Source organism: Paenirhizobium cremeum, from assembly GCF_047553425.1.
Lineage (GTDB): Bacteria > Pseudomonadota > Alphaproteobacteria > Rhizobiales > Rhizobiaceae > Allorhizobium > Allorhizobium cremeum.
On the sequence record NZ_CP180219.1, the window covers coordinates 15879 to 36788 of the forward strand.

General features: G+C 60.2%; 15 protein-coding genes. 8 read left to right on the plus strand and 7 right to left on the minus strand.

Going from position 1 to position 20910, the window contains the following annotated elements; genetic code table 11:
• The first annotated feature begins 10 nt into the window (after positions 1 to 10).
• From ACLBKR_RS21595 to ACLBKR_RS21620, 6 genes are all read left to right on the plus strand, one after another.
• Positions 11 to 1384 carry an aspartate aminotransferase family protein gene (locus tag ACLBKR_RS21595; RefSeq protein WP_113446807.1) on the plus strand — a complete coding sequence of 458 codons (1374 nt, stop codon included), beginning with the start codon at positions 11 to 13 and terminating at the stop codon, positions 1382 to 1384.
• Between the two features lie 263 nt (positions 1385 to 1647).
• On the plus strand, positions 1648 to 2361 hold the full coding sequence (locus ACLBKR_RS21600) for an HAD-IA family hydrolase (protein ID WP_113426654.1): 714 nt from the start codon (positions 1648 to 1650) through the stop codon (positions 2359 to 2361).
• A gap of 73 nt (positions 2362 to 2434) precedes the next feature.
• Complete coding sequence (locus ACLBKR_RS21605) at positions 2435 to 4042, plus strand: ABC transporter substrate-binding protein (protein ID WP_113426653.1); 1608 nt, start codon at positions 2435 to 2437, stop codon at positions 4040 to 4042.
• Between the two features lie 91 nt (positions 4043 to 4133).
• Entirely contained in the window at positions 4134 to 5084 is a 951-nt protein-coding gene (locus tag ACLBKR_RS21610; RefSeq protein WP_113340103.1) for an ABC transporter permease, read from the plus strand.
• Entirely contained in the window at positions 5081 to 5938 is an 858-nt protein-coding gene (locus tag ACLBKR_RS21615) for an ABC transporter permease (protein WP_414902171.1), read from the plus strand. Before ACLBKR_RS21610 ends, ACLBKR_RS21615 begins: the two co-directional genes overlap by 4 nt.
• Positions 5938 to 7593: an ABC transporter ATP-binding protein gene (locus ACLBKR_RS21620; RefSeq protein ID WP_414902173.1), complete on the plus strand. Its 1656-nt coding sequence runs from the start codon at positions 5938 to 5940 to the stop codon at positions 7591 to 7593. The genes ACLBKR_RS21615 and ACLBKR_RS21620 overlap by 1 nt, the downstream gene beginning before the upstream one ends.
• A 254-nt stretch (positions 7594 to 7847) precedes the next feature.
• Here ACLBKR_RS21620 and ACLBKR_RS21625 read toward each other — a convergent pair whose 3' ends face one another.
• The 3 genes from ACLBKR_RS21625 to ACLBKR_RS21635 all read right to left on the minus strand — a co-directional run bounded on the left by ACLBKR_RS21625 (position 7848) and on the right by ACLBKR_RS21635 (position 11784).
• Positions 7848 to 8654, minus strand: coding sequence for a Dam family site-specific DNA-(adenine-N6)-methyltransferase (locus tag ACLBKR_RS21625; RefSeq protein ID WP_113486448.1), 807 nt, complete (start codon positions 8652 to 8654; stop codon positions 7848 to 7850).
• The gene (locus tag ACLBKR_RS21630) at positions 8651 to 11005 is read right to left on the minus strand and encodes a DGQHR domain-containing protein (RefSeq protein ID WP_113486450.1); all 2355 of its coding nucleotides are present in this window, start codon (positions 11003 to 11005) and stop codon (positions 8651 to 8653) included. Before ACLBKR_RS21630 ends, ACLBKR_RS21625 begins: the two co-directional genes overlap by 4 nt.
• Positions 11006 to 11307: 302 nt before the next feature.
• Positions 11308 to 11784: an Lrp/AsnC family transcriptional regulator gene (locus tag ACLBKR_RS21635; protein WP_099060665.1), complete on the minus strand. Its 477-nt coding sequence runs from the start codon at positions 11782 to 11784 to the stop codon at positions 11308 to 11310.
• 238 nt (positions 11785 to 12022) lie between these two features.
• Between ACLBKR_RS21635 and ACLBKR_RS21640 the strand changes: the two genes are divergently transcribed.
• Together ACLBKR_RS21640 and ACLBKR_RS21645 are read left to right on the plus strand one after the other, a co-directional pair.
• Positions 12023 to 13348: an NAD(P)/FAD-dependent oxidoreductase gene (locus ACLBKR_RS21640; protein WP_113486452.1), complete on the plus strand. Its 1326-nt coding sequence runs from the start codon at positions 12023 to 12025 to the stop codon at positions 13346 to 13348.
• Between the two features lie 1037 nt (positions 13349 to 14385).
• Positions 14386 to 15495 (plus strand): tyrosine-type recombinase/integrase, encoded by a 1110-nt coding sequence (locus ACLBKR_RS21645; protein WP_113488182.1) that lies wholly within the window; start codon positions 14386 to 14388, stop codon positions 15493 to 15495.
• A 44-nt stretch (positions 15496 to 15539) separates the two neighbouring features.
• Here the strand turns inward: ACLBKR_RS21645 and repC are convergent, their stop codons facing one another.
• The 4 genes from repC to ACLBKR_RS21665 all read right to left on the minus strand — a co-directional run bounded on the left by repC (position 15540) and on the right by ACLBKR_RS21665 (position 20769).
• On the minus strand, positions 15540 to 16754 hold the full coding sequence (gene repC / locus ACLBKR_RS21650) for a plasmid replication protein RepC (RefSeq protein ID WP_414902177.1): 1215 nt from the start codon (positions 16752 to 16754) through the stop codon (positions 15540 to 15542).
• Between the two features lie 227 nt (positions 16755 to 16981).
• Positions 16982 to 18016, minus strand: a complete 1035-nt coding sequence (gene repB / locus ACLBKR_RS21655) for a plasmid partitioning protein RepB (protein WP_113446910.1) — start codon at positions 18014 to 18016, stop codon at positions 16982 to 16984.
• Positions 18013 to 19236: a plasmid partitioning protein RepA gene (repA, locus tag ACLBKR_RS21660; RefSeq protein ID WP_162759181.1), complete on the minus strand. Its 1224-nt coding sequence runs from the start codon at positions 19234 to 19236 to the stop codon at positions 18013 to 18015. The genes repB and repA overlap by 4 nt, the downstream gene beginning before the upstream one ends.
• A gap of 453 nt (positions 19237 to 19689) precedes the next feature.
• On the minus strand, positions 19690 to 20769 hold the full coding sequence (locus ACLBKR_RS21665; protein WP_113486383.1) for a LacI family DNA-binding transcriptional regulator: 1080 nt from the start codon (positions 20767 to 20769) through the stop codon (positions 19690 to 19692).
• Positions 20770 to 20910: the final 141 nt, after the last annotated feature.

Below are 20910 nucleotides of genomic sequence, written 5' to 3' on the forward strand. Positions count from 1 at the left end.
GGAGACTGCCATGTACAGCAATTCCCTCATCGAACTCGACCGCGCCCATCTGGTGCATCCGGTCGCTTCCTATCGCGGCCACGAAAAGCAGGGCGTTCGCGTCCTCGCCTCGGCTTCCGGCGCGACTGTAACAGACGCATCGGGCAAGCAACTGGTCGATGGCTTCGCCGGTCTCTGGTGTGTCAATGCCGGTTACGGTCACGAAAGCATCGTCGAGGCCGCCACCCGGCAATTGCGCGAACTGCCCTACGCGACCGCCTATTTCGGCCTCGGCTCGGAGCCGGCCATCCGGCTTGCCGCCGAACTTGCCGAACGCGCGCCGGGCGACCTCAACCACGTCTACTTCACGCTTGGCGGCTCGGATGCCGTCGACAGCACGATCCGCTTCGTCCGCTATTACTGGATCGCCCGCGGCCAGCCGCAGCGCGACCAGTTCATCTCGATCGAGCAGGGCTATCACGGCTCCTCGACGGTCGGCGCAGGCCTCACGGCGCTTCCCGCCTTCCATGCCGGCTTCGGCGTGCCGTTCGACTGGCAGCACAAGATCCCGTCCCACTACGCCTATCGCAATCCGGTCGGCGAGGACCCGCAGGCGATCATCGCCGCTTCGGTCGCGGCTCTTCGCGCCAAGGTCGAAGCTCTCGGCCCCGACCGCGTCGCAGCCTTCTATGCCGAGCCGATCCAGGGGTCGGGTGGCGTGCTCGTGCCGCCGAAGGGCTGGATGAAGGCCATGCGCGAGGTCTGCCGCGAGCTGGATATCCTCTTCATCGCCGACGAGGTCATCACCGGTTTCGGCCGCACCGGCCCGCTGTTCGCCTGCACCGAGGACGAGATCGTCCCGGACTTCATGACCACCGCCAAGGGCCTCACCTCAGGCTATGTGCCGATGGGCGCAGTCTTCATGTCGGACCGGGTGTATGATGTGATTGCCGATGCGGCCGGCGCTTCGGCGGTCGGGCATGGCTACACCTATTCCGCCCATCCGGTCAGTGCCGCCGTCGGGCTGGAAGTGCTGCGGCTTTATGAGAACGGCCTTCTGGAAAACGGCGTGAAAGCCGGCGCTCGCCTGATGGCCGGCCTTGAGGCTCTGCGGGATCATCCGCTGGTCGGCGATGTGCGCGGCCGCGGCATGCTCGCCGCCGTCGAACTCGTCGTCGACAAGCAGAAGAAGACGCCGCTTCCGGCGGCTGCCGAACCGGCGCGCCGCATTTTCGACCGCGCCTGGGACAACGGCCTCGTCATCCGCGCCTTCGCCAACGGCATCCTCGGCTATGCCCCGCCGCTCTGCTGCACGGATGCCGATATCGACGCCATCACCGAGCGGACCCGCCGCACGCTGGACCAGACGCTGGAGGATCCGGACGTCCGCGCAGCACTTGCCTGAGCGGGTCCTGGGCAAAAGCTGACAGTTCCGCGAGCCCCCGAAATATCGCGGAACTGTCATATTCGGAATTTTGTGCCGCCTCGCCGTTTCATTTCGGAGTATCCGGCGCGACATACCTGCGAAACTAAGGGGGTCGGAAAGAGCTATAAAACCCAAGAAAAAAGGGGCTTTCCGGCTTGCAGGGCGGTTCCGCCGCCATCGCATTGAACAGAATTTTCTTCTGCGCCACGCCTGCCAAGGCGTGCTGAACTGGGAACGTGAACGTGGCAAAGAGCCTTTCGCAATTCAAATACATGACTTTTGATGTGGTCGGCACGCTCATCGACTTCGAGGGCGGCATCAAGGATTGCCTCTCGGCGATCGCTGCCGAAGCCGGTGTATCGGTTGACGGAGAGGAAGCTCTCTCGCTCTACCGGGCGGCGCGTTATTCGGATGACGCCGATCTCTTTCCCGATGATCTCGTGCGCGTCTATCTGTCGATCGCGCCGAAGCTCGGTCTTCCCGCCGAACAGAAATACGGCGAGCAGCTGCGCGATTCCGCAAAGAACTGGAAGGGCTTCCCCGACAGCGCCGAAGCGCTTGCCAGCCTCGCCAGGACCCACAAGCTCATCGCCATGACCAATGCGCGGCGCTGGGCGTTCGAATATTTTTCGAAGGAACTCGGCAATCCCTTCCATGCCGCCTTCACCGCCGACGATACCGGCACCGAAAAGCCGGATCCCGCCTTCTTCCAGAAGGTCTTCGATTTCGTTGCCACCGAGGGCAACAGCAAGGACGACATCCTGCATGTCGCCCAGAGCCAGTACCACGATATCGGCATTTCCCGGAAACTCGGCATGACCAATTGCTGGATCGAGCGTCGCCACGCCCAGAAGGGATATGGCGGCACCATCGAACCGGCCGAGTTTACCGAGCCGGACTACCACTTCACCTCCATGGCCGGCCTTGCCGACGCCGTGAAAGAAGCAAGCGCCTGAACTTCAGCCTTCGGAGCGGACCCGGCCCGAACGGCCGGCCGCTTTGCAAAACCAAACGAAAAAGGGGAATGACATGAGCGACAAGATTACGAACTGGACGAAGTCCGACGACGCTATGGTCGAAAACGCCATTCGTCGGGGCGCAACGCGCCGCGAACTGCTGCAGTTGATGCTGGCTGGCGGCGTCGCCATGTCGGCCGGCGGCATGATCCTCGGCCGCGCCACCAACGCCCTTGCTGCAACGCCGGTTTCCGGCGGCGCGCTGAAGGCTGCCGGCTGGTCCTCCTCCACCGCCGATACGCTCGACCCGGCCAAGGCCTCGCTGTCGACCGACTATGTCCGTTGCTGCTCGTTCTACAACCGCCTGACCTTCCTCGACGTTTCCGGTACGCCGCAGATGGAGCTGGCTGAAACGATCGAATCCAAGGACGCCAAGACCTGGACCGTGAAGCTGCGCAAGGGCGTCACCTTCCACGACGGCAAGCCGCTGACGGCAGACGACGTGGTGTTCTCGCTGAAGCGTCACCTCGATCCGGGCGTCGGCTCCAAGGTCGCCAAGATCGCCGCCCAGATGACCGGCTTCAAGGCCGTCGACAAGGAAACCGTCGAGATCGAACTCGCCAATCCGAATGCCGACCTGCCGACCATCCTTGCCATGCACCACTTCATGATCGTGGCCGACGGCACCACCGACTTCTCCAAGGCCAACGGCACGGGCGCCTTCGTGCGCGAAGTGTTCGAGCCGGGCGTGCGCTCGGTCGGCGTCAAGAACAAGAACTACTGGAAGGGCGGCCCGAACGTCGACTCCTTCGAGTTCTTCGCCATCAGCGACGACAACGCCCGCGTCAACGCGCTGCTGTCGGGCGATATCCATCTCGCCGCCTCGATCAATCCCCGTTCGATGCGTCTTATCGAGAGCCAGGACGGCTTCGTGCTGTCGAAGACCACCTCCGGCAACTACACCAACCTCAACATCCGCATGGACATGGCGCCGGGCGACAAGAAGGACTTCATCGAAGGCATGAAGTACCTCGTCAACCGCGAGCAGATCGTCAAGTCGGCGCTGCGCGGCCTCGGTGAAGTCGGCAACGACCAGCCGGTCTCGCCGGCCAATTTCTACCACAATGCCGACCTGAAGCCGAAGGCCTTCGACCCCGACAAGGCAAAGGCGCTGTTCCAGAAGGCAGGCGTTCTCGGCCAGTCCATCCCGGTCATCGCTTCGGAAGCCGCGACCTCCTCGATCGACATGGCGATGATTATCCAGGCCGCCGGCGCCGAGATCGGCATGAAGCTCGACGTGCAGCGCGTTCCCTCCGACGGCTACTGGGACAACTACTGGCTCAAGGCGCCGATCCACTTCGGCAACATCAACCCGCGCCCGACCCCGGACATCCTGTTCTCGCTGCTCTACACCTCGGAAGCTCCCTGGAACGAAAGCCAGTACAAGTCGGAGAAGTTCGACAAGATGCTGATCGAGGCGCGTGGCTCGCTCGATCAGGCCAAGCGCAAGGAGATCTACAACGCCATGCAGGTCATGGTCGCCGAGGAAGCTGGCACGATCATTCCGGCCTACATCTCCAACGTCGATGCGACCAGCGGCAAGCTCAAGGGCCTCGAAGCCAACCCGCTCGGCGGCATGATGGGTTACGCCTTCGCGGAATATGTCTGGCTGGAAGCCTGACGAAAACGCCGACCGGGGATGAACTTTCATCCCCGGTCCGTTTCCCGTTTGCGTTATAGTTCAACCGTCGAACACCATAGGGAGAGCCTAGATGAATTCGCGGGTCCTGTCCCTTGTCCTGAGCAGGTTGCTCATCGCGGTCATCACGCTGGTGATCGTTTCGCTCGCGGTCTTTCTCGCCACGACACTTCTGCCCGGCGACACCGCAACCATCCTTCTCGGCCAGGCGGCCACGCCGGAAGCGGTCGAGGGCCTTCGCAAGGCCATGCATCTCGACGAACCGGCGCTGTTCCGGTTTATCCGTTGGGGTCTCGGTCTGCTACAGGGCGATCTCGGCACTTCCTATGCCAACGACATGCCGGTCGCGCAGCTGATTGCGGGACGCTTCGTCAATTCGATGAAGCTTGCCGGCGTTACCGCCCTCTTCTCCGTTCCGATCGCGCTGACGCTTGGCATCACCGCCGCCATGCTGCGCGGCTCGCTCTACGACCGCATCGTCACCATCCTGACGATCGGGGTCATCTCCGTGCCGGAATTCATGGTGGCGACATCGGCCGTGCTGCTCTTCGCCGTCTACCTGAAATGGCTGCCGGCACTCTCCTTCGCCAATGAGGTCCACACCATCGCCGACATGCTCCGCGTCTACGCCATGCCGGTCATCACGCTGACCTTCGTCGTCTCGGCCCAGATGATCCGCATGACCCGCGCCGCCGTGGTGGAGACGCTGAACACGCCCTATGTCGAGATGGCGCTGCTGAAAGGCGCGTCGCGTCCACGCATCGTCCTGAAACATGCGCTGCCCAACGCGCTCGGCCCGATCGTCAATGCGGTGGCGCTGTCGCTTTCCTACCTGCTCGGCGGCGTCATCATCGTCGAGACCATCTTCAACTATCCCGGCATCGCCAAGCTGATGGTCGATGCGGTCGCAACCCGCGACCTGCCGCTCATCCAGAGCTGCGCCATGATCTTCTGCCTCGGCTACCTGATCCTGATTACCGCCGCCGACATCATCGCAATCCTTTCCAACCCGAGGCTCCGATGACTACGAATACGAACACCTCCGTACGGCCGGCCGGCTCGCGGTTCGGATACCGCTTCAACCTCGTCGGTATCGTCGGCCTCTCGATCATCGCGCTCTGGGCGATCATCGCGATCCTCGCGCCCCTGCTCATTCCCCATCCCGTCGGCGAGATCGTCGACTACGACTATTTCGGTCCGATGAGTTCCGAGCTTTGGCTCGGCTCCGATTATCTCGGCCGCGACATGTTCTCCCGCATCCTGATGGGGGCGCGCTATACCGTCGGCATCTCGCTCGCCGCCGTCGCCATCGCCTGTTTCACCGGCGTCGTGCTGGGCATGATCGCCGCGGTTGCCGGCGGTTGGCTCGATACCGTGCTCAGCCGTTTTCTCGATGCGCTGAATTCCATTCCGAGCAAGCTTTTCGGCCTCGTGGTGGTCGCCGCCGTCGGCTCCTCCATCCCCGTGCTCATCATGACGCTGTCGGTCATCTATATCCCCGGCGCATACCGCTTTGCCCGGGCGCTGGCGGTCAATGTCAACGCCATGGATTTCGTCACCGTCGCCCGCATTCGCGGCGAAAACATCTTCTACCTGATCGGCTCGGAGATCCTGCCCAACATCGTCGGCCCGGTTCTGGCCGATCTCGGCATCCGCTTCGTCTTCATCGTGCTGCTGCTCTCGGGCCTCTCCTTCCTCGGCCTCGGCGTCCAGCCGCCCTATGCCGACTGGGGTGCGCTGGTGCGGGAAAACATCGGCGGCCTGCCCTTTGGCGCGCCGGCGGTCATCTTCCCCTCGCTGGCCATTGCCAGCCTGACCATCAGCGTCAACCTGCTGATCGACAACCTGCCCAAGAAGATCCGAGACAGGAGCGCATGATGGCCAACCTCGTCGAAATCCGTGACCTGAAGGTCGAGGCGACCACCGATTCCGGCCGCCGGGTCGAGATCATCAAGGGCGTCAGCATCGATATCGCCGAAGGCGAGATCGTCGCCCTGATCGGCGAGAGCGGCTCCGGCAAGACCACGATCGCGCTGACGCTGATGGGGCATGCCCGCACCGGCTGCCGCATTTCCGGCGGCAGCGTTTCCGTCGACGGCAAGGATATGGTGACGCTCTCCGAGCGCCAGCGCGCCGCGATCCGCGGAACCGAGGTCGCCTATGTGCCGCAAAGTGCTGCCGCCGCCTTCAATCCGGCCGCGACCATCATGGAGCAGGTGATCGAGGTGACCCGCATTCACCGGCTGATGCCGCCGGAGGAAGCGCGCAAACGTGCGGTCGAACTCTTCCGCGCCCTGTCGCTGCCCAATCCTGATACCATCGGCAATCGCTATCCGCATCAGGTTTCCGGCGGCCAGTTGCAGCGCCTTGCCGCGGCCATGGCGCTGATCGGAGGTCCGAAGCTGGTGATCTTCGACGAACCGACCACGGCGCTCGATGTCACCACCCAGATCGAGGTGCTGCGCGCCTTCAAGTCCGTCATGCGCAAGGACAGGATCGGCGGCGTCTATGTCTCCCACGACCTCGCCGTCGTCGCCCAGATCGCCGATCGCATCGTCGTTCTCAGGGGCGGCGAGGTTCAGGAAGTGGGCGCGACCGCCGAAATCCTCACTGACGCCAAGCATCCCTATACCCGCGAACTGCTGGCCGCCTTTGAGCCCCGGCCGCGCGCCGCCGACGCGGTGGTGGCGGAGGAAATCCGTCCGCTGCTCGACATCGAGGACGTGATCGCCGGCTATGGTCCGCTCCAGTCGGACGGCCTGCCGCTGGTGCGCGCCGTGCAGTCCGTCAGCCTCAAGGTGGAGAAGGGCCGTAACCTCGGCATCATCGGCGAATCCGGCTGCGGCAAGTCCACGCTTGCCCGCGCCATCGCCGGCATCCTTCCCGCTTCGGCAGGCAATATCGTTTTCGACGGGCGCGAACTCGGAAAAAGCGCCCGCGAACGCACCCGCGACCAGCTGCGCGAGATGCAGATCGTCTTCCAGTATGCCGATACGGCGCTCAACCCGGCCAAGCCCATCGAGGAAATCCTCGGACGTCCGCTTGCCTTCTATCACGGCATGAAGGGCAAGGCCCGCGATGCCCGCATCGACCAGCTTCTCGACATGGTGCACCTGCCCCGCTCGGTTCGCCATCGCCATCCCGCCGAACTCTCGGGCGGACAGAAGCAGCGCGTCAACTTCGCCCGGGCGCTTGCCGCCGAACCCAAGCTGATCCTCTGCGACGAGATCACCTCCGCTCTCGACACCGTGGTCGCCGCAGCCGTCATCGAACTCCTGAAGGAACTCCAGCGCGAACTCGGCCTCTCCTACGTCTTCATCAGCCACGACCTCTCGGTGGTCGAGGCCATCTGCGACGAGATCGTGGTGATGTATGGCGGCAAGAAGGTCGAACAGATCACCCCGGCGGCGCTGAAGGCCCCGCAGCACCCCTATTCGCAACTGCTGTTCTCATCCGTCCCGAAACTCGACCCCACCTGGCTCGACGGCCTTGAGCAGGACCCCGAACTGGTGCGTTCTTACTGCCGGAAGTAGGGGCGATCTTCGGAGGTAGATCATTGTTTGGAATGGGCTGTGGTTATGAGTGATGGACTACGTCGCTTGCGGGGCTGGGAGGCGGCTGACTGCTTTCAGGGGCTATCATAGAATGATGGCCGTCGATGAGAAGCCAACCTCAACGGCGGCTTCCAAACTCATTATCGCTGTTGCTGAAGCCGAATGATAGCATCCACGCTGCTTGCGGCGCAGCGCCGCCGTTACGAATCAACTCCTACCCATTGGCTAGGCGATCAACCGACTATAAGGAGTTCAGTCGACTGCCCTCGATATGCCGCCTTTCCAGCGATCACACTATATCGCGTGAGCTGTCGCTGCTTACCAATTCCCGCGTACAACTCTCTAATGCTTTCGTGATCTGCATTTGTCATCGCGAAAAGCACACCACGCCTAGCTGCTCGCAGCAATGCATCGCGCAAACGAATTTGATCTTTCCAAGCAAATATGTTCTGATTATACTTCACGAAGCCGTTCATGTTATGTCGGACGGTATAGGGCGGGTCAACAAAGACGAAATCACCTTCCTTTGCTTCATTGATAGCTGTCTCAAAGTCCCTGTGAAGCAGACATGTCCCCTGTAAGGCTTTCGACCAAGCCGGAAAGTCGTCTGTTTCAAAAATTACGGTTTGCTTGGTCCCAATTGGGACGTTGAACTGCCCTCTTAGATTCTCCCGATATAGTCCGTTCCAGCACGTACGATTTAAATACAAAAACTGAGCGGCACGGCGTACCGGCGTTGCTAGCTCTTCAGAGCGTAGTTCATAATAGTAGTGCTTAGAATGTGCAGAGGCGTGCTGCTTAATCAGGTCTTCAAACTCGTCAAGATCGTCCCGGATCACGATATAGAGCTCTATTAATCGCTTGTTAGCATCGCTTAACACGGCGTTCGAGGGCTGGTTCTCAAAGAACACGGCCCCGCCACCAAGGAATGGTTCAATATAGCGCCCGTCGAATTTCGGAAGAACGAATTGCCCGCTTTCAAATAACCAGCGTTTGCCGCCTGCCCACTTCAGAAATGGTTTTAATGGTTGATGGGTCATGATGGAACCTTCGGATGAACCTCGGTTCGAAGCCATTCTACAAACTCAAGATCATCATCTGTATACGTTTTAAGTTGATTTTTGTGGGCCGCTATATTGCGCAATTCATTGAACGTATTGATCCAGCCGAGATAGTATTTCTGGCCAGCACGCTCATCTGGCCGCGCGTTCTTAAAAACGTTCTCAAAATGATCCCAGTTGTTCTGCTGCTTCACTATCTCAGCAAGATCGACGATGTTTAGGTAAGCTTCCTTCGGTTTGCGTCGCGCCTTATCCCTCTGCTGCGCTTCAAACGCATTTTTTCGGATGCGCTCACTCTCGACGCCAATTTCCCAGAACGCTTGCTCATCACTCGCAAGACGATGAGTGCCATGAACCTTCTTTAGAGTGTCGATGACGTAATCCGTCAAACGTTCGGCGAGTTTCATCAGGAACTGGTTCACCTCATCGATCTTCTCTGAGTTACTCTGCTCCACCCATCGTTGGAACTCTTCCGTGCCAAAGTCGCTATGAGTGTCTTGTAAGATCTGCATTAGGTGATACGCGTATTCTTTGACGCCGCCTTCTCCAAATTTGCGCGAAAACCGATCCCGAACAACGTCATCTGAAGCGCTCTTGATAAACTTGAAGATTGGTTGGCAGAATGTTGTCACATGCCGACAAAATTCCTCCGGCTCCATCAGTGGGAAGTCCAGAGAATTTTTGTGCGAGAGATAAGTGACGACCTCCGCGATCATGCTCAGATGCGCTCGAATACCGGGGTTCACAGCGATAAACGCCTCACGACCCGCTTCCCAACGTGCAGGATTTGCCAGCCTTACTTCTTCAAAATACGCACTTAACACAATTGAGGCGCGCTCTACTGTCTGATCATCCGTCGCACCTGAGAGAGGTCCCGGCGCCAATGTTTTACCAATCACCTTGCCAATCAATCCTGATCGTCGCAGACCGTTGACCGCCTCCGATATCGTTAAATTCTGGCTGGGTTCAGGCGGCACCCCGTGCGTAGAAAAACGACGCGCCAGCGGGCTCGTTTTATCTGTATTCAGTGCTCGAACGACCGCGGAACCAAGAGCAGATAGTGCAGTAGACGGGTCGCTGTCGCCCATTCGGATATCTGCGAGCAAGCTGACCAATAGGCTTTTCGGAACGCTCTTTTGTCTGTGGTTGATCGTTATGAAAAGATCGGCTTCCTTTTGGACGGCCATTTTCTCGAAGGCCAGAACGAAAAGGCTTTGATCTAGATATTCATCATCCAAATATGAGAAGCCATAGAGTCTATGCTGACCGTCAATGATCCAAGCTGAACGGTATTTTGAAGGCAGGGTGATCCAGCCGAACTTAAGGTTCGCATCTGTATTCTCGGAGTTCGAGATCAAGTCAAATCGAGGCGCGTCCGAAAAATTGACAAGAATATTGGTCGGAAAAAAACCACCCTTCTCAATGAAGCTTCCGATCTCCTTGATACGCGATGAGGATATCATACGCTGATAGGCAGGACGCCCATCTGGGTGGTTGAGTGCTTGATGGTTGATAAACGCAATCTTGAGCAGATTGCGTGGGGTTGTGACAAAGCTATAGAAGACTTCTCCGCCAATCTTCCCTCGAATTGCGGGAACTTTTACGTTTGTCAGCCCCGGAATCTTTTGACCTCTAAGGAAATCTCCCAATATTTGATATTTTCCTGCCGGCCCCATATGCTTCAAAAAAGTCTCGAAGTACTGGATTTCGTTTTCGGTTATAATTTGAATTCCATGAGTTTCAGCGCGCTCGATGTCTGAGGCAGACCAAAGAATATTGTTTGTGGCGTAAAGCCAGATGATTTTTGGCTTTGCAGCCCCCGCAAGGCGTCTGTTGATCGAATCCCGGAAATACTGCTGTAGAGATATTGTTTCTTGAATGTCTTTTAGCAGGGAGCGTCGGCCGCGCTCTTTTCGCGACTTGCACTCAATCACGAGGACTGTTTCCTGGTCCTCGGCGTAAACGTCTATTTCCTTCCTGCCGGTCGATGTATCAAACCGCGTGAAAGCGATACGAAAGCGGGCCTCGTTTAGCGTGCGGTAACCCATCGAATAAAGCAGGCACCAAACGCGGTCTTCCAGCAGGTTTTCGTGTTTCTTTGGGCGCTTGAGGCGCGTGGCCCTTTTTCCAGGGCGCTGAACCACCCATCCCTTTGCCTCTTCGGCGGAAACATCGGCAGGATGGACGCTTTTAACATCGTTGCCGTTCTTTCGCCTGCGGTACTCCAAGGCGAGAAGTTTCTCGTCATTAATTAGCGGCGACAGAAAATTGGTTTCTCTATCATCGACAGTTAAGATGATAGCGTCATCATCGGGAGCAGATATGGTCATAAAGTGGCAAGTCCCCCAGCCCTATTTTTGCTTCGTTGTAGGTTATTTCCTGCAACGCCGCTAGTCTACTTGAGCGAGCATCAAATCGGCTTGCACAATCATTCGCGGACAGGGTTGTCCAATTTCTTATTGAGGGACTCTACCCATCTGGAGGAAATTCAGGGGCTCAGGCCATAGATCGCCGCGTCCGCTTTCAGATGACAGGTCAGGTGGCCTAATTGTCCAGGTTGAGGGCGCCAAGCTATCTTTAGCACGTTTTCGCTCTGGGGCCTACTCGAAGGGTTGGATAGCCCCACACCTCCTCAAAGCGGAAACAAACTGGTCAGCGGCATGTGCGCCTTGACGATCGGGGACTTCAGCACGACGAAGGAGAAGTACTTGTCGATGCCGATGTCCATGTCGGTCAGGCGTTCCATGATCGTCTGGTATTCGCCGATGCCGGCGGTGACGAATTTCAGGAGATAGTCATAGCCGCCCGAAACCAGATGGCATTCGATCACCTGGTCCACCTTCTCGACGGCCGCCAGGAAGCGGGCGAAATCGATCTGCCGGTGGTTCTTGAGGGTGACTTCGGTGAAGACGGTGAGCGTCTGCCCGAGCTTGCCGACATTGATCTGCGCCGAATAGCCGTCGATATAGCCCTCGGCCTGCAGCTTCTTCACCCGCATCAGGCAGGGGCTGGGCGAGAGATTGACCAGCTCCGCCAGCTCGACATTGGTGATGCGGCCGTTCTTCTGCAGTTCGTAGAGAATCTTGATGTCGATCCGGTCCAGTTTCATGTCGCGTCCGCCATGTTCGAGCAAGGGATGCGCGAGGGCAGCATAAAATGCTGCAATCGGCGTGTCACGAGCTTAGCATATCCCCCCTCACTGTCCATCTCCGAGGAAATTCGTCTTTGAAGCATAATAGTTTGCCGTCAGGGACAACCGAAGAAGGAAATGCCGGGAGCGGCGAAACTCCGGTCACGCTTCCGGCGGCAAACCGTTAGATTGGGATAGAATTCCGGAGAGCTGAACCATGCCCGCACCCCTGCGCCACATCGAAACGACAGAGACCTTGCCAGCATCCGCCGATGTCGTGGTGATCGGCGGCGGCATCGTCGGCGTTTTCGCGGCATATTATCTGGCGAAGCGCGGCATGAAGGTGGCGCTCATCGAAAAAGGCAGGATCGGCGCCGAGCAATCGAGCCGCAACTGGGGCTGGTGCCGCCAGCAGAACCGCGACGCCCGCGAACTGCCGATGGCGACGAAGAGCCTCGATCTCTGGGAGCGCTTCGCGGCCGATAGTGGCGAGGACACCGGCTTTCGCCGTTGCGGCCTCTTTTACCTCAGCAATGACGAGGCGGAGCTGGCGGGATGGGCGCGCTGGCGCGATTTCGCCCGTACCGTCGGTGTCACCACCCATATGCTGGACAGCGCAGAGGCGAGCGAACGCGGCCGCGCCACCGGTCGCATCTGGAAGGGCGGCGTCTTCTCGCCGACGGACGGCATTGCCGATCCGGCCAATGCAGCACCCGCCGTCGCTCGCGCGATCATGGCGCTTGGTGGTTCTATGCACCAGATGTGCGCGGCGCGGGGCATCGAGACCGAGGGCGGACGCCTTTCTGCCGTCGTCACAGAAAAGGGCACGATCCGGACAAAACTCGCGGTGATGGCGGGCGGAGCCTGGGCCTCTTCCTTCTGCCGGCAGTTCGGCGTGCGTTTTCCGCAGGCGTCGGTCCGCTCGTCCATCCTGTCGGTTTCGGCCGGGGCCGAGGGGCTTCCCGATGCCCTGCACACCGCCGCCGTCTCGGTCACGCGCCGTGGCGATGGCGGTTATACGCTGGCGATCAGCGGTCGCGGCCGCATCGATCCGACCGCCCAACAACTACGCTTCTCCCGGCAGTTCCTGCCGATGTTCCTGCGGCGCTGGAAAAGTCTGTCGCCGGGCGGTCTGGAGGGTATTCGCTCCGGACATGAAAGCCTGACGCGCTGGCGTCTCGACGAGGAGACCCCGATGGAGCGCATGCGCATCCTCGATCCGGCAACGGATGCATCCACCATCCGGCTCACGCATCAGCGGGCGCTCGATCTCTTTCCCGAACTGCGCAAGACGACGATCACGGCGGCATGGGCCGGCTATATCGACAGCACGCCGGATGGCGTTCCGGCCATCGGCGAACTTTCGGAAATGCCGGGCCTCATTCTGGCCGCGGGCTTCAGCGGCCACGGCTTCGGCATCGGCCCGGGCGCCGGCCATCTCATCGCCGACCTCGTCACCGGCGAGGAGCCGCTCGTCGATCCGAAACCCTACCACCCGGATCGCCTGCACGCATCCGTCTGGGGCAAGGTCGCCAATTTCTAGCTCATCGGCACCCCGGCCGGATTGAGCCTTTCTGCTTATGCGATCTGTCCGGTCGAAATGGGGGCAATTCACCCATCATCGATAAACGATCTGTGCACCAACGCCCATCCACGCATGAGCGCCGGCATGCGTGCCCGCGTGTGGGACGTTCTGGCGGACTGGGACTGGCAACGCTGGTCGAACCGCTCAAACAGATTGTGGCACACGATGCCATGTTGCTGGTTCGAAGGCCGATCGCCGCCACGGCCATGTTTCATAACCTGGCGGTCGTTACGCCCAACGTGAAGGATTTCGAGGGAACCGGTATACTTGCCGTTGACGCCCCGGCTGACTCCGATTCATAGGGAGCGTTTTTCTCGAAATTTATGTATTAAACCGCACGCCTTGTCTTTATCCAATCACGATTGATAATCTTGCATTATCGTTCCTTGTTCTCTTTTATGAAAACCGCGCGCGCAAGCGCGGCAAAACGACCGCTGTCGTGGCGCAGACGGCGGTAAGAGACACGGGCGATGCGTTTGCTGGCCGTCGGAACGACACGGGATGCCTCCTTCCCCGGCCGCGCGGGCGACCACGCCTTGGCGACCCCGGTCGGTCGCCGGGCTCTTGGTGTGGTCTGGTGCGCTTGTGGAGCTTGCCCGATGCCATTCCGGATTTCTCCGCCTTCCCCCTCCACGCAAGCCATGGCATTGGCGAACGCCGGCCTGTGACGACTGCGGCTGCGGCACCTGCCGGTCTTGACGCCGGAGCGGCTGTCTCTACGCCCGCAATCCCGTCGATCCTTCCTGTCATCGAACCGCGGTTTGCGCGGCAGCTGCGGGTGGACGTTCCATGGCCCTCCCGCCCTACCCCGGTATTCCCTATCGCACCGGGAAACCAAGCAGGCGAACGCCGGTCGGCTCCCCCGAAGCGCAACCGGCTTGTCACGCTCTCCGTCGCCCCGTAATCTGCGGCAAATCACCTGTTTGCGCGTGCCCCGTGAACCCCCATTGTGGCGGTTGCCGCCGATTTCGCGGCAAGCGCCGAACCCTTTCGATATGGCCGGCATGGAAGAACCAGACAAGAACCACCTCACGCTGCCCCTGCCGCCGCCTGCTCCGGATGCCGCCGGCGGCCTTTCCGATCCCGCTTCCTCCGCTGAAGACGGGCCGTTGCCTCTTTCGCAGCATCTCGAACATCTCGCCGACCGCGCCCGCACCTATGTCGAAGCCGCCAGTTCGGCCAATACGCGTCGCGCCTATGCGGCGGACTGGAAGCACTTTTCCGCCTGGTGCCGGCGGCAGGGTCTCGCGCTGCTGCCGCCGAGCCCCCAGGTCGTCGGCCTCTATATCACCGCCTGCGCCTCCGGAACGGTCGAGCGCGGCGCCAGGCCGAATTCCGTCGCAACCATCGAGCGGCGTCTCTCCTCCCTGTCCTGGAACTATGCCCAGCGCGGCCTTGTCCTCGAGCGCAGGGACCGGCATATCGCCACCGTCATGGCCGGCATCCGCAACACCCATGCCGCGCCGCCGCGCCAGAAGGAAGCGATCCTTCCCGAAGACATCATCGCCATGCTGGAAACCCTCGATCGCGGGACGCTGCGGGGGCTGCGCGACCGGGCCATGCTGCTCGTCGGCTTTGCCGGCGGCCTGCGCCGCTCCGAAATCACCGGTCTCGATCTCGGCCGCGACCAGACCGAAGACGGCCGCGGCTGGATCGAAATCCACGACAAGGGCGCCCTCGTCACCCTGCGCGGCAAGACCGGCTGGCGCGAGGTCGAGATCGGCCGGGGATCGGCCGACACCACCTGCCCCGTCGCGGCGCTCGAAGCCTGGATCCGCTTTGCCCGGCTGGCCAGGGGACCGCTCTTCCGTCGCGTGACCGGAAAGGGCAAATCCGTCGGCGCCGAGCGTCTCAACGACCAGGAGGTGGCGCGCCTCGTCAAGAAGACGGCGATGGCAGCGGGCATACGCGGCGATCTCTCCGAGGTCGAACGCGGCCAGAAATTCGCCGGCCACTCGCTGCGCGCCGGCCTTGCCTCCTCGGCGGAAGTCGACGAGCGCTACGTGCAAAAGCAGCTCGGTCACGCCTCCGCCGAAATGACCCGCCGCTATCAGCGCCGCCGCGACCGTTTCCGCATCAACCTGACCAAGGCCGCGGGGCTTTGATCCGGCGGATCCGCATCGTCCGCTTTCCCTTTCCCGCCATGCCGCTACGATGCCCTTTGGCCGGGGGTCGGATGGGCCCGGGCGAGCGCCATGATCATCGGGCCGAGCGAGAATTCGCCGCGGGCGCTTTTGCGCGTGAGATCCCGCAGATAGCCGCCGGGCGAGTTGATATGCCCCGCCCTTTCGAGAATGCAGGCCATGGCGACGGCGGCGTTTTCCGGCCCCATGACCTCGCAGGCCTCCTGATAGGCCGAGGGGCTGACCCCCAGCATCGATCGGACCACCACCGCCGCGGCCATCATCTCGCGCCAGCTCGAAATCGCGCCGCCGGGACCATAGGCGGCCATGTCCGGGCAGGCCCTCAGCACCATTCCCAGGGGGAAGGTCTTGATCGGCTCGCGCCGGGGTGCGGGAATACCCGCCGGCGGTTCGTCCTGCTCTTGTTCAGAGCGAGGTTCAAGTTCATTGATGGATTCGGTATTTGAATTCTGTATGTGCTGACGGCATTCGTCACCATTGCCGTCGCTTTTTTGTGTTTTAAGCTGCATTTCCATGATGTTGACGATTTCCTCGCGCAACAGCGCCAGATCCGCATGCACGGCCTCCAGTTCGTCGACGCTCCGTGCACGCCCGATGCCGGCGACCATGCCGATATAGCCGGCCTCGATCGTCGCCCAGTCGCCGGCAGCCCCCTCCTCCATCGCCGCCGTGATCAATTTGCGGATGTCCCGCCGCAAGATGGTGATCTTCTCCCGGTGGATCCGCACCCTGCGGCGCTCGGCGGCAACCTGCTGGGCAAGCTGCGCCAGTTCTTCCGCCCGCGCCAGAAGCGGCGCCAGATTGAAGCCGTAGGCGTCTTCGATCGCGCCCCCCTCGCCCTTGCGCGCATAACGCTTGCCGTTCGGACTGTCCTTGCGGTGAATGAGCCCGGCCTTGACCAGAAGCGCCAGGTTCTCCCGCAGCGTCGTGCCGGCAATGCCGTTCGCCCGCGCGCTCAGTTGCGCATTCGACGGAAACACGATCAGGCCGTCTTCCGCAGAAAGCCGGCTTTCCGGATAAAACGACAAAAGCGCGTTCAAAACCGCAAGCGCACGGTCCCGCAAACCAAGCAGCCCCCGCGCATCGCAGACATCGCGATAAACACGCCACTTGTCCACGCTCTTGCCCGGCGCAACAGAACCGCTCTCAAGCTGGCCCCTAATCAGCGCAAGCGTAACACCTCGACCACCAAACGGTGTCGTTATACTGCTTCTCTCCATTTCGTAGCCTCCAAGCTGTAGGCAATACGAAAGTGCTCACCAAAATGGCGTTCCGACTTGACAGGTGATTCGGTGGGAGCTATTGATGTCTTCGCTACAAGATACAAAGGCTCTCAGGTTGGTTCGCCGCTTGGGGGCCTTTCGTTTTACCTCAATAGCTATCCTTTCACGTCCAGTTTCTGTTCTAGTTACCGCTGCAGAACCTTGTCAGCTGACAAGGTTTATCGTTAGTCTTGGCCGTCTTCTTCAACAAAACGCTCAATAAGGCGTGGCATTTCCGCCTGTAGAAAAGCCGAGAAGGACCGCCCGCGCGCTGTGGACGCGATAAGCCGCAGTCCTTTGTCTGAGACCTTCAACACGCCGAGGGGCTCTCCGCCAGGCTCGATCAGATCCAGGCTATCGGCTTCTCCATTGCTCGCATTCGAGGCCTTCAAGGCATCAAACGCCAAACGGAAGCGTTCATCGGAAGAAGTTTTCAAAACCTTGTCAGCTGACAAGGTTTTAAGAACACGTTCTTCTGAATTGGACACCAGTGAAAATCGTCTGGAAAAATCCACCCAACGCGGACGTCCGACTTTGGGCGCGCGACCTATGCGCTCGATTAGCTCCAACGGAACCGCCCTGTAAACGGAACGCATCCTCGCCAGTTCCGGATCGTCGATCGACAGAGCAGAACGGATATCTCGCGCCTTCAGGCCTGCATCATCCATGCGGCGAGCAAACAGCGTTCGCTCGATCCATGTCAGATCCTGCCTCGATGCGTTCTCAAGTCCCTGCGAAACAACCATTTCGCGGTCGGACATTTCAACGACGATAGCCTTGACGGGACGGCTGAGTTCTTTCGCTGCCCGCAAACGCCTATGACCGTAGACCACCTGGTAACGTCCGGCCTCGTTCGGATGCGGACGCACCTGGATCGGGACACGCTGTCCTTCGGTTTCGATCGTCTGTCTGAATTCGAGATAACCCGCATCGCCATCATCCGGCAAACGATCCGGAAAAGGCGAGGGGTCCACCAGCGCCGGATCCAGCTCGCTCGATGCACCACCGCCCGAGGCGAGCAGTGCCGCGAGACGATCATGCTCGGCGCGCAACGCACCGATCGATCGATCGGCAGCCCCAATCACGCCCGCGCCGACGCGCGGAAGCGGCGAGGGGCGGGGTGTCGCCGGAACGGTCGCCGGTGTCACATCAGCCGCCTCATTGGCGTCGATTCCCGCCGCCAGCAATCCGAAACTTGCCGTGATGGATTTCTTGCTCATGCTCTACCCCAACTCGATCGAACCAACTCAAGGATCGCCTCGTTGACGGAATCCATGGCTTCCCGCGCCCGCTTATGGGTATCCCGGCCGACCTGGCCCATCTCGAGTTCATAGAGACTGCGCTTGGCAAGCCCCGCCGCCTCAATGGCCGTGCTCTCGACCGCAGTCGGCAGCAGAACATCATCTCCGAACAAATGCCGGAGCATGGCGACGATCTGCGACTGCGGCTGATCGTTGGGATCGTGTCGGGTCACCAGATACTTGAAGAAGTCCTGCTTCAATTCGGCGCCGTTCTCGTTCAGAACCTGGACCAGATCCCCCATCATCAGCAGAAACTGGCTCATAGAGGAAACGTCGAGCATCGCTGGATGAACGGTCACGATCATTCCGGTCGCCGCGTAAATGGCCGCGAGCGTCAAAAAGCCCAGGGACGGCGGCGTGTCGAGAATGACAACATCATATTTCCCCTCGACATCTCCGAGCGCAAGTTTCAAGCGCTCGAAGAATATTCCGCCGGCCCGGCCACCACCCTGAGACAGAACCCGCGGGGTATCATGCTCATATTCCATGACCTCCAGATTGCCGGGGATCAGGTCAATTCCTTCAAAATAGGTCTTGCGGATGATTTCGCCGATCGGGCGCCGCCTTTCGTCATAGCGAAGCGCGGCATAAATCGTCTCGTTCGATCCGACATCGACCTCCGGCTGGGCACCGAACATTGCCGACAGGGAGGCCTGAGGATCAAGATCGATCGTCAGCACCCGATAGCCATGCAGCGCGAGGTAATGCGCCAGATGTATGCTTGTCGTCGTCTTGGCGCTTCCGCCCTTGAAATTCGAAACAGCAAGGATCTGAAGATGCTCGCCGGGGCGGCGATGAGGAAGGAAGCGCAGGGCTTCCGCTGGCTTCTGCTCAGCAAAGAACTCACGCAATTCGTTGATCTGCGCCAGGGTATAGGCGCGATGATTGTTTTCAAGCCTGCTGGGCACCGGCCCACGCCCCTCGATCGACATCAGCTTGAGCGTCGAATCCGGTATGGATGTGAGTTTGGAAACTTCGTTCGTCAGAAAGTACCGCAGCGTTTTTTCCGAACGGGGAGGGTACATGCGGGCACGAAGCTGCTGCAGCTGATTTGACAGCATGCTTGCGTGTCTGACGATCTTCTCGGCGGTATCTTCCTGCCCGGAGATTTCCCGTCTGATCTGAGTGTTTAGCGCCATGGGTCCCTCTTGGCGGCCAAAATGCGTTTTGTCGGCCATTACTCGCCAAGCAAGGACACGATTCTCAGTTCGCCGCAAGCGAAATAGGGTTAACGCCTCCCTAATTTCTTCGCCCTCCACAGGCGAAATGCCGACTCGAACCGGCCATTGGAAACACAATTACAGCCATTTAGCCCCGCTGCGGCGCTGTTTGGAACTCCGGCCAGTTCCACACGGCCCCGCCGCTTTAAAATGCCATAAGCTGCATCCAACGCCGCGTTTTCGGCCAGTCTAACCAGAATCGCTCGGGAGGTGCGTGCGACTCACATCCCAATCGACGCAGGGATAGTCCACCTCTTATGGATGCAGGAAAACGCCTCGCTGAGCCCTCCCTCGTGAAGAACGAGAACGAGCTCCGCCGCCATATGTCGGATGGCAACGAACGGCGACACTGATGACGCGCGAAACCCTCGGTTATGAGGCAGGGGAGGGGGCGGGACCGACGGAGGCCCGCTCGATCAATCGGGTGTCGAGCACAACCCTGCGGCCCTCACCGGTTTCGCCTTTCAGACGTCCCACAAGCAGCCTCGCTGCAGCCTCGCCCAGTTGATAAACCGGCTGCTGCACCACCGTCACCGGTGGAGAGGTCACCGAGGTCCAGTCCGCATCATGGAAGGACACCAGGGAGAGATCATCCGGAAGGATGAGGCCCAACTCACGCGTGACCCTGAAGACCTCCAGGCCGATCACACTGTCGGAGGCGATAATTGCAGTCGGACGCTCCGTCGAACGGAACATGCCCATGACGATCTGCCGCGTTGCCTCCGGCCTGTTGGCGCCAACACACACCCATTGTTCCACGCCTTCCAGCGACGCTTCGCGGCATGCACCCAGATGGCCCTCGATGCGTCGCCGCACAGAGTCAGTGTAGATATCCTCCGGCGTGCGAAAAACATGATCGGCGGTATCGCAGGCGGTCACATAGGCAATGCGCCGGTGACCCTGTGCAATCAGCAGCCTCGTCACGCTTTCCGCAGCATGCCTGTCATCGGCGATGACGGTGTCGACGTTCAACGATCGCGCGGAGCGATCCAGCAGTGCGAGAGGACGGCCCGAGCGCTCGATGTCCTTCAGGTGCTCCACATCACCCTCTTTCGCCGGTGAGACGATGAGCCCGTCGACGCGCTTGGCAACCAGCGTGCGAATTGCCGCCTTTTCCGCGGCGACGTCCTCCCCGGAGTTGGACAGGATGACGTTGAAACCAGCAAGGCGGGCGACATCGGTAATGCCCCGCACGGCAAGGCTGAAGAACGGGTTCTCGATATCGCCGACGACGACGCCGATGGTTCCCGATCGTCCGGTGGTCATGGAGCGGGCGAGTTCGTTGGGGCGATAATCCAGCGCGCTGGCTGCCGCCTTCACCGCGTCGCGGACCTTGGCACTAACCGTGCCATAACCTCCCAGAACACGGGCCGCTGTCGCTTTGGAGACGCCAGCCTCGCGGGCGACGTCGGCTACCGTAACCGAGGAAGATCTGGCGGGGCTCTGTTCCATGACATTAGCCTTACAAGAGATGTTGACGGCTGGCAAATGCGAATATAACAATTGTCAAAACCAAAAGAGACCGGTCTCACAATATAAAGAGACCGGTCTCACGAAAGAATCGTGAATCCCGGCATATGCGACGAGTATGGG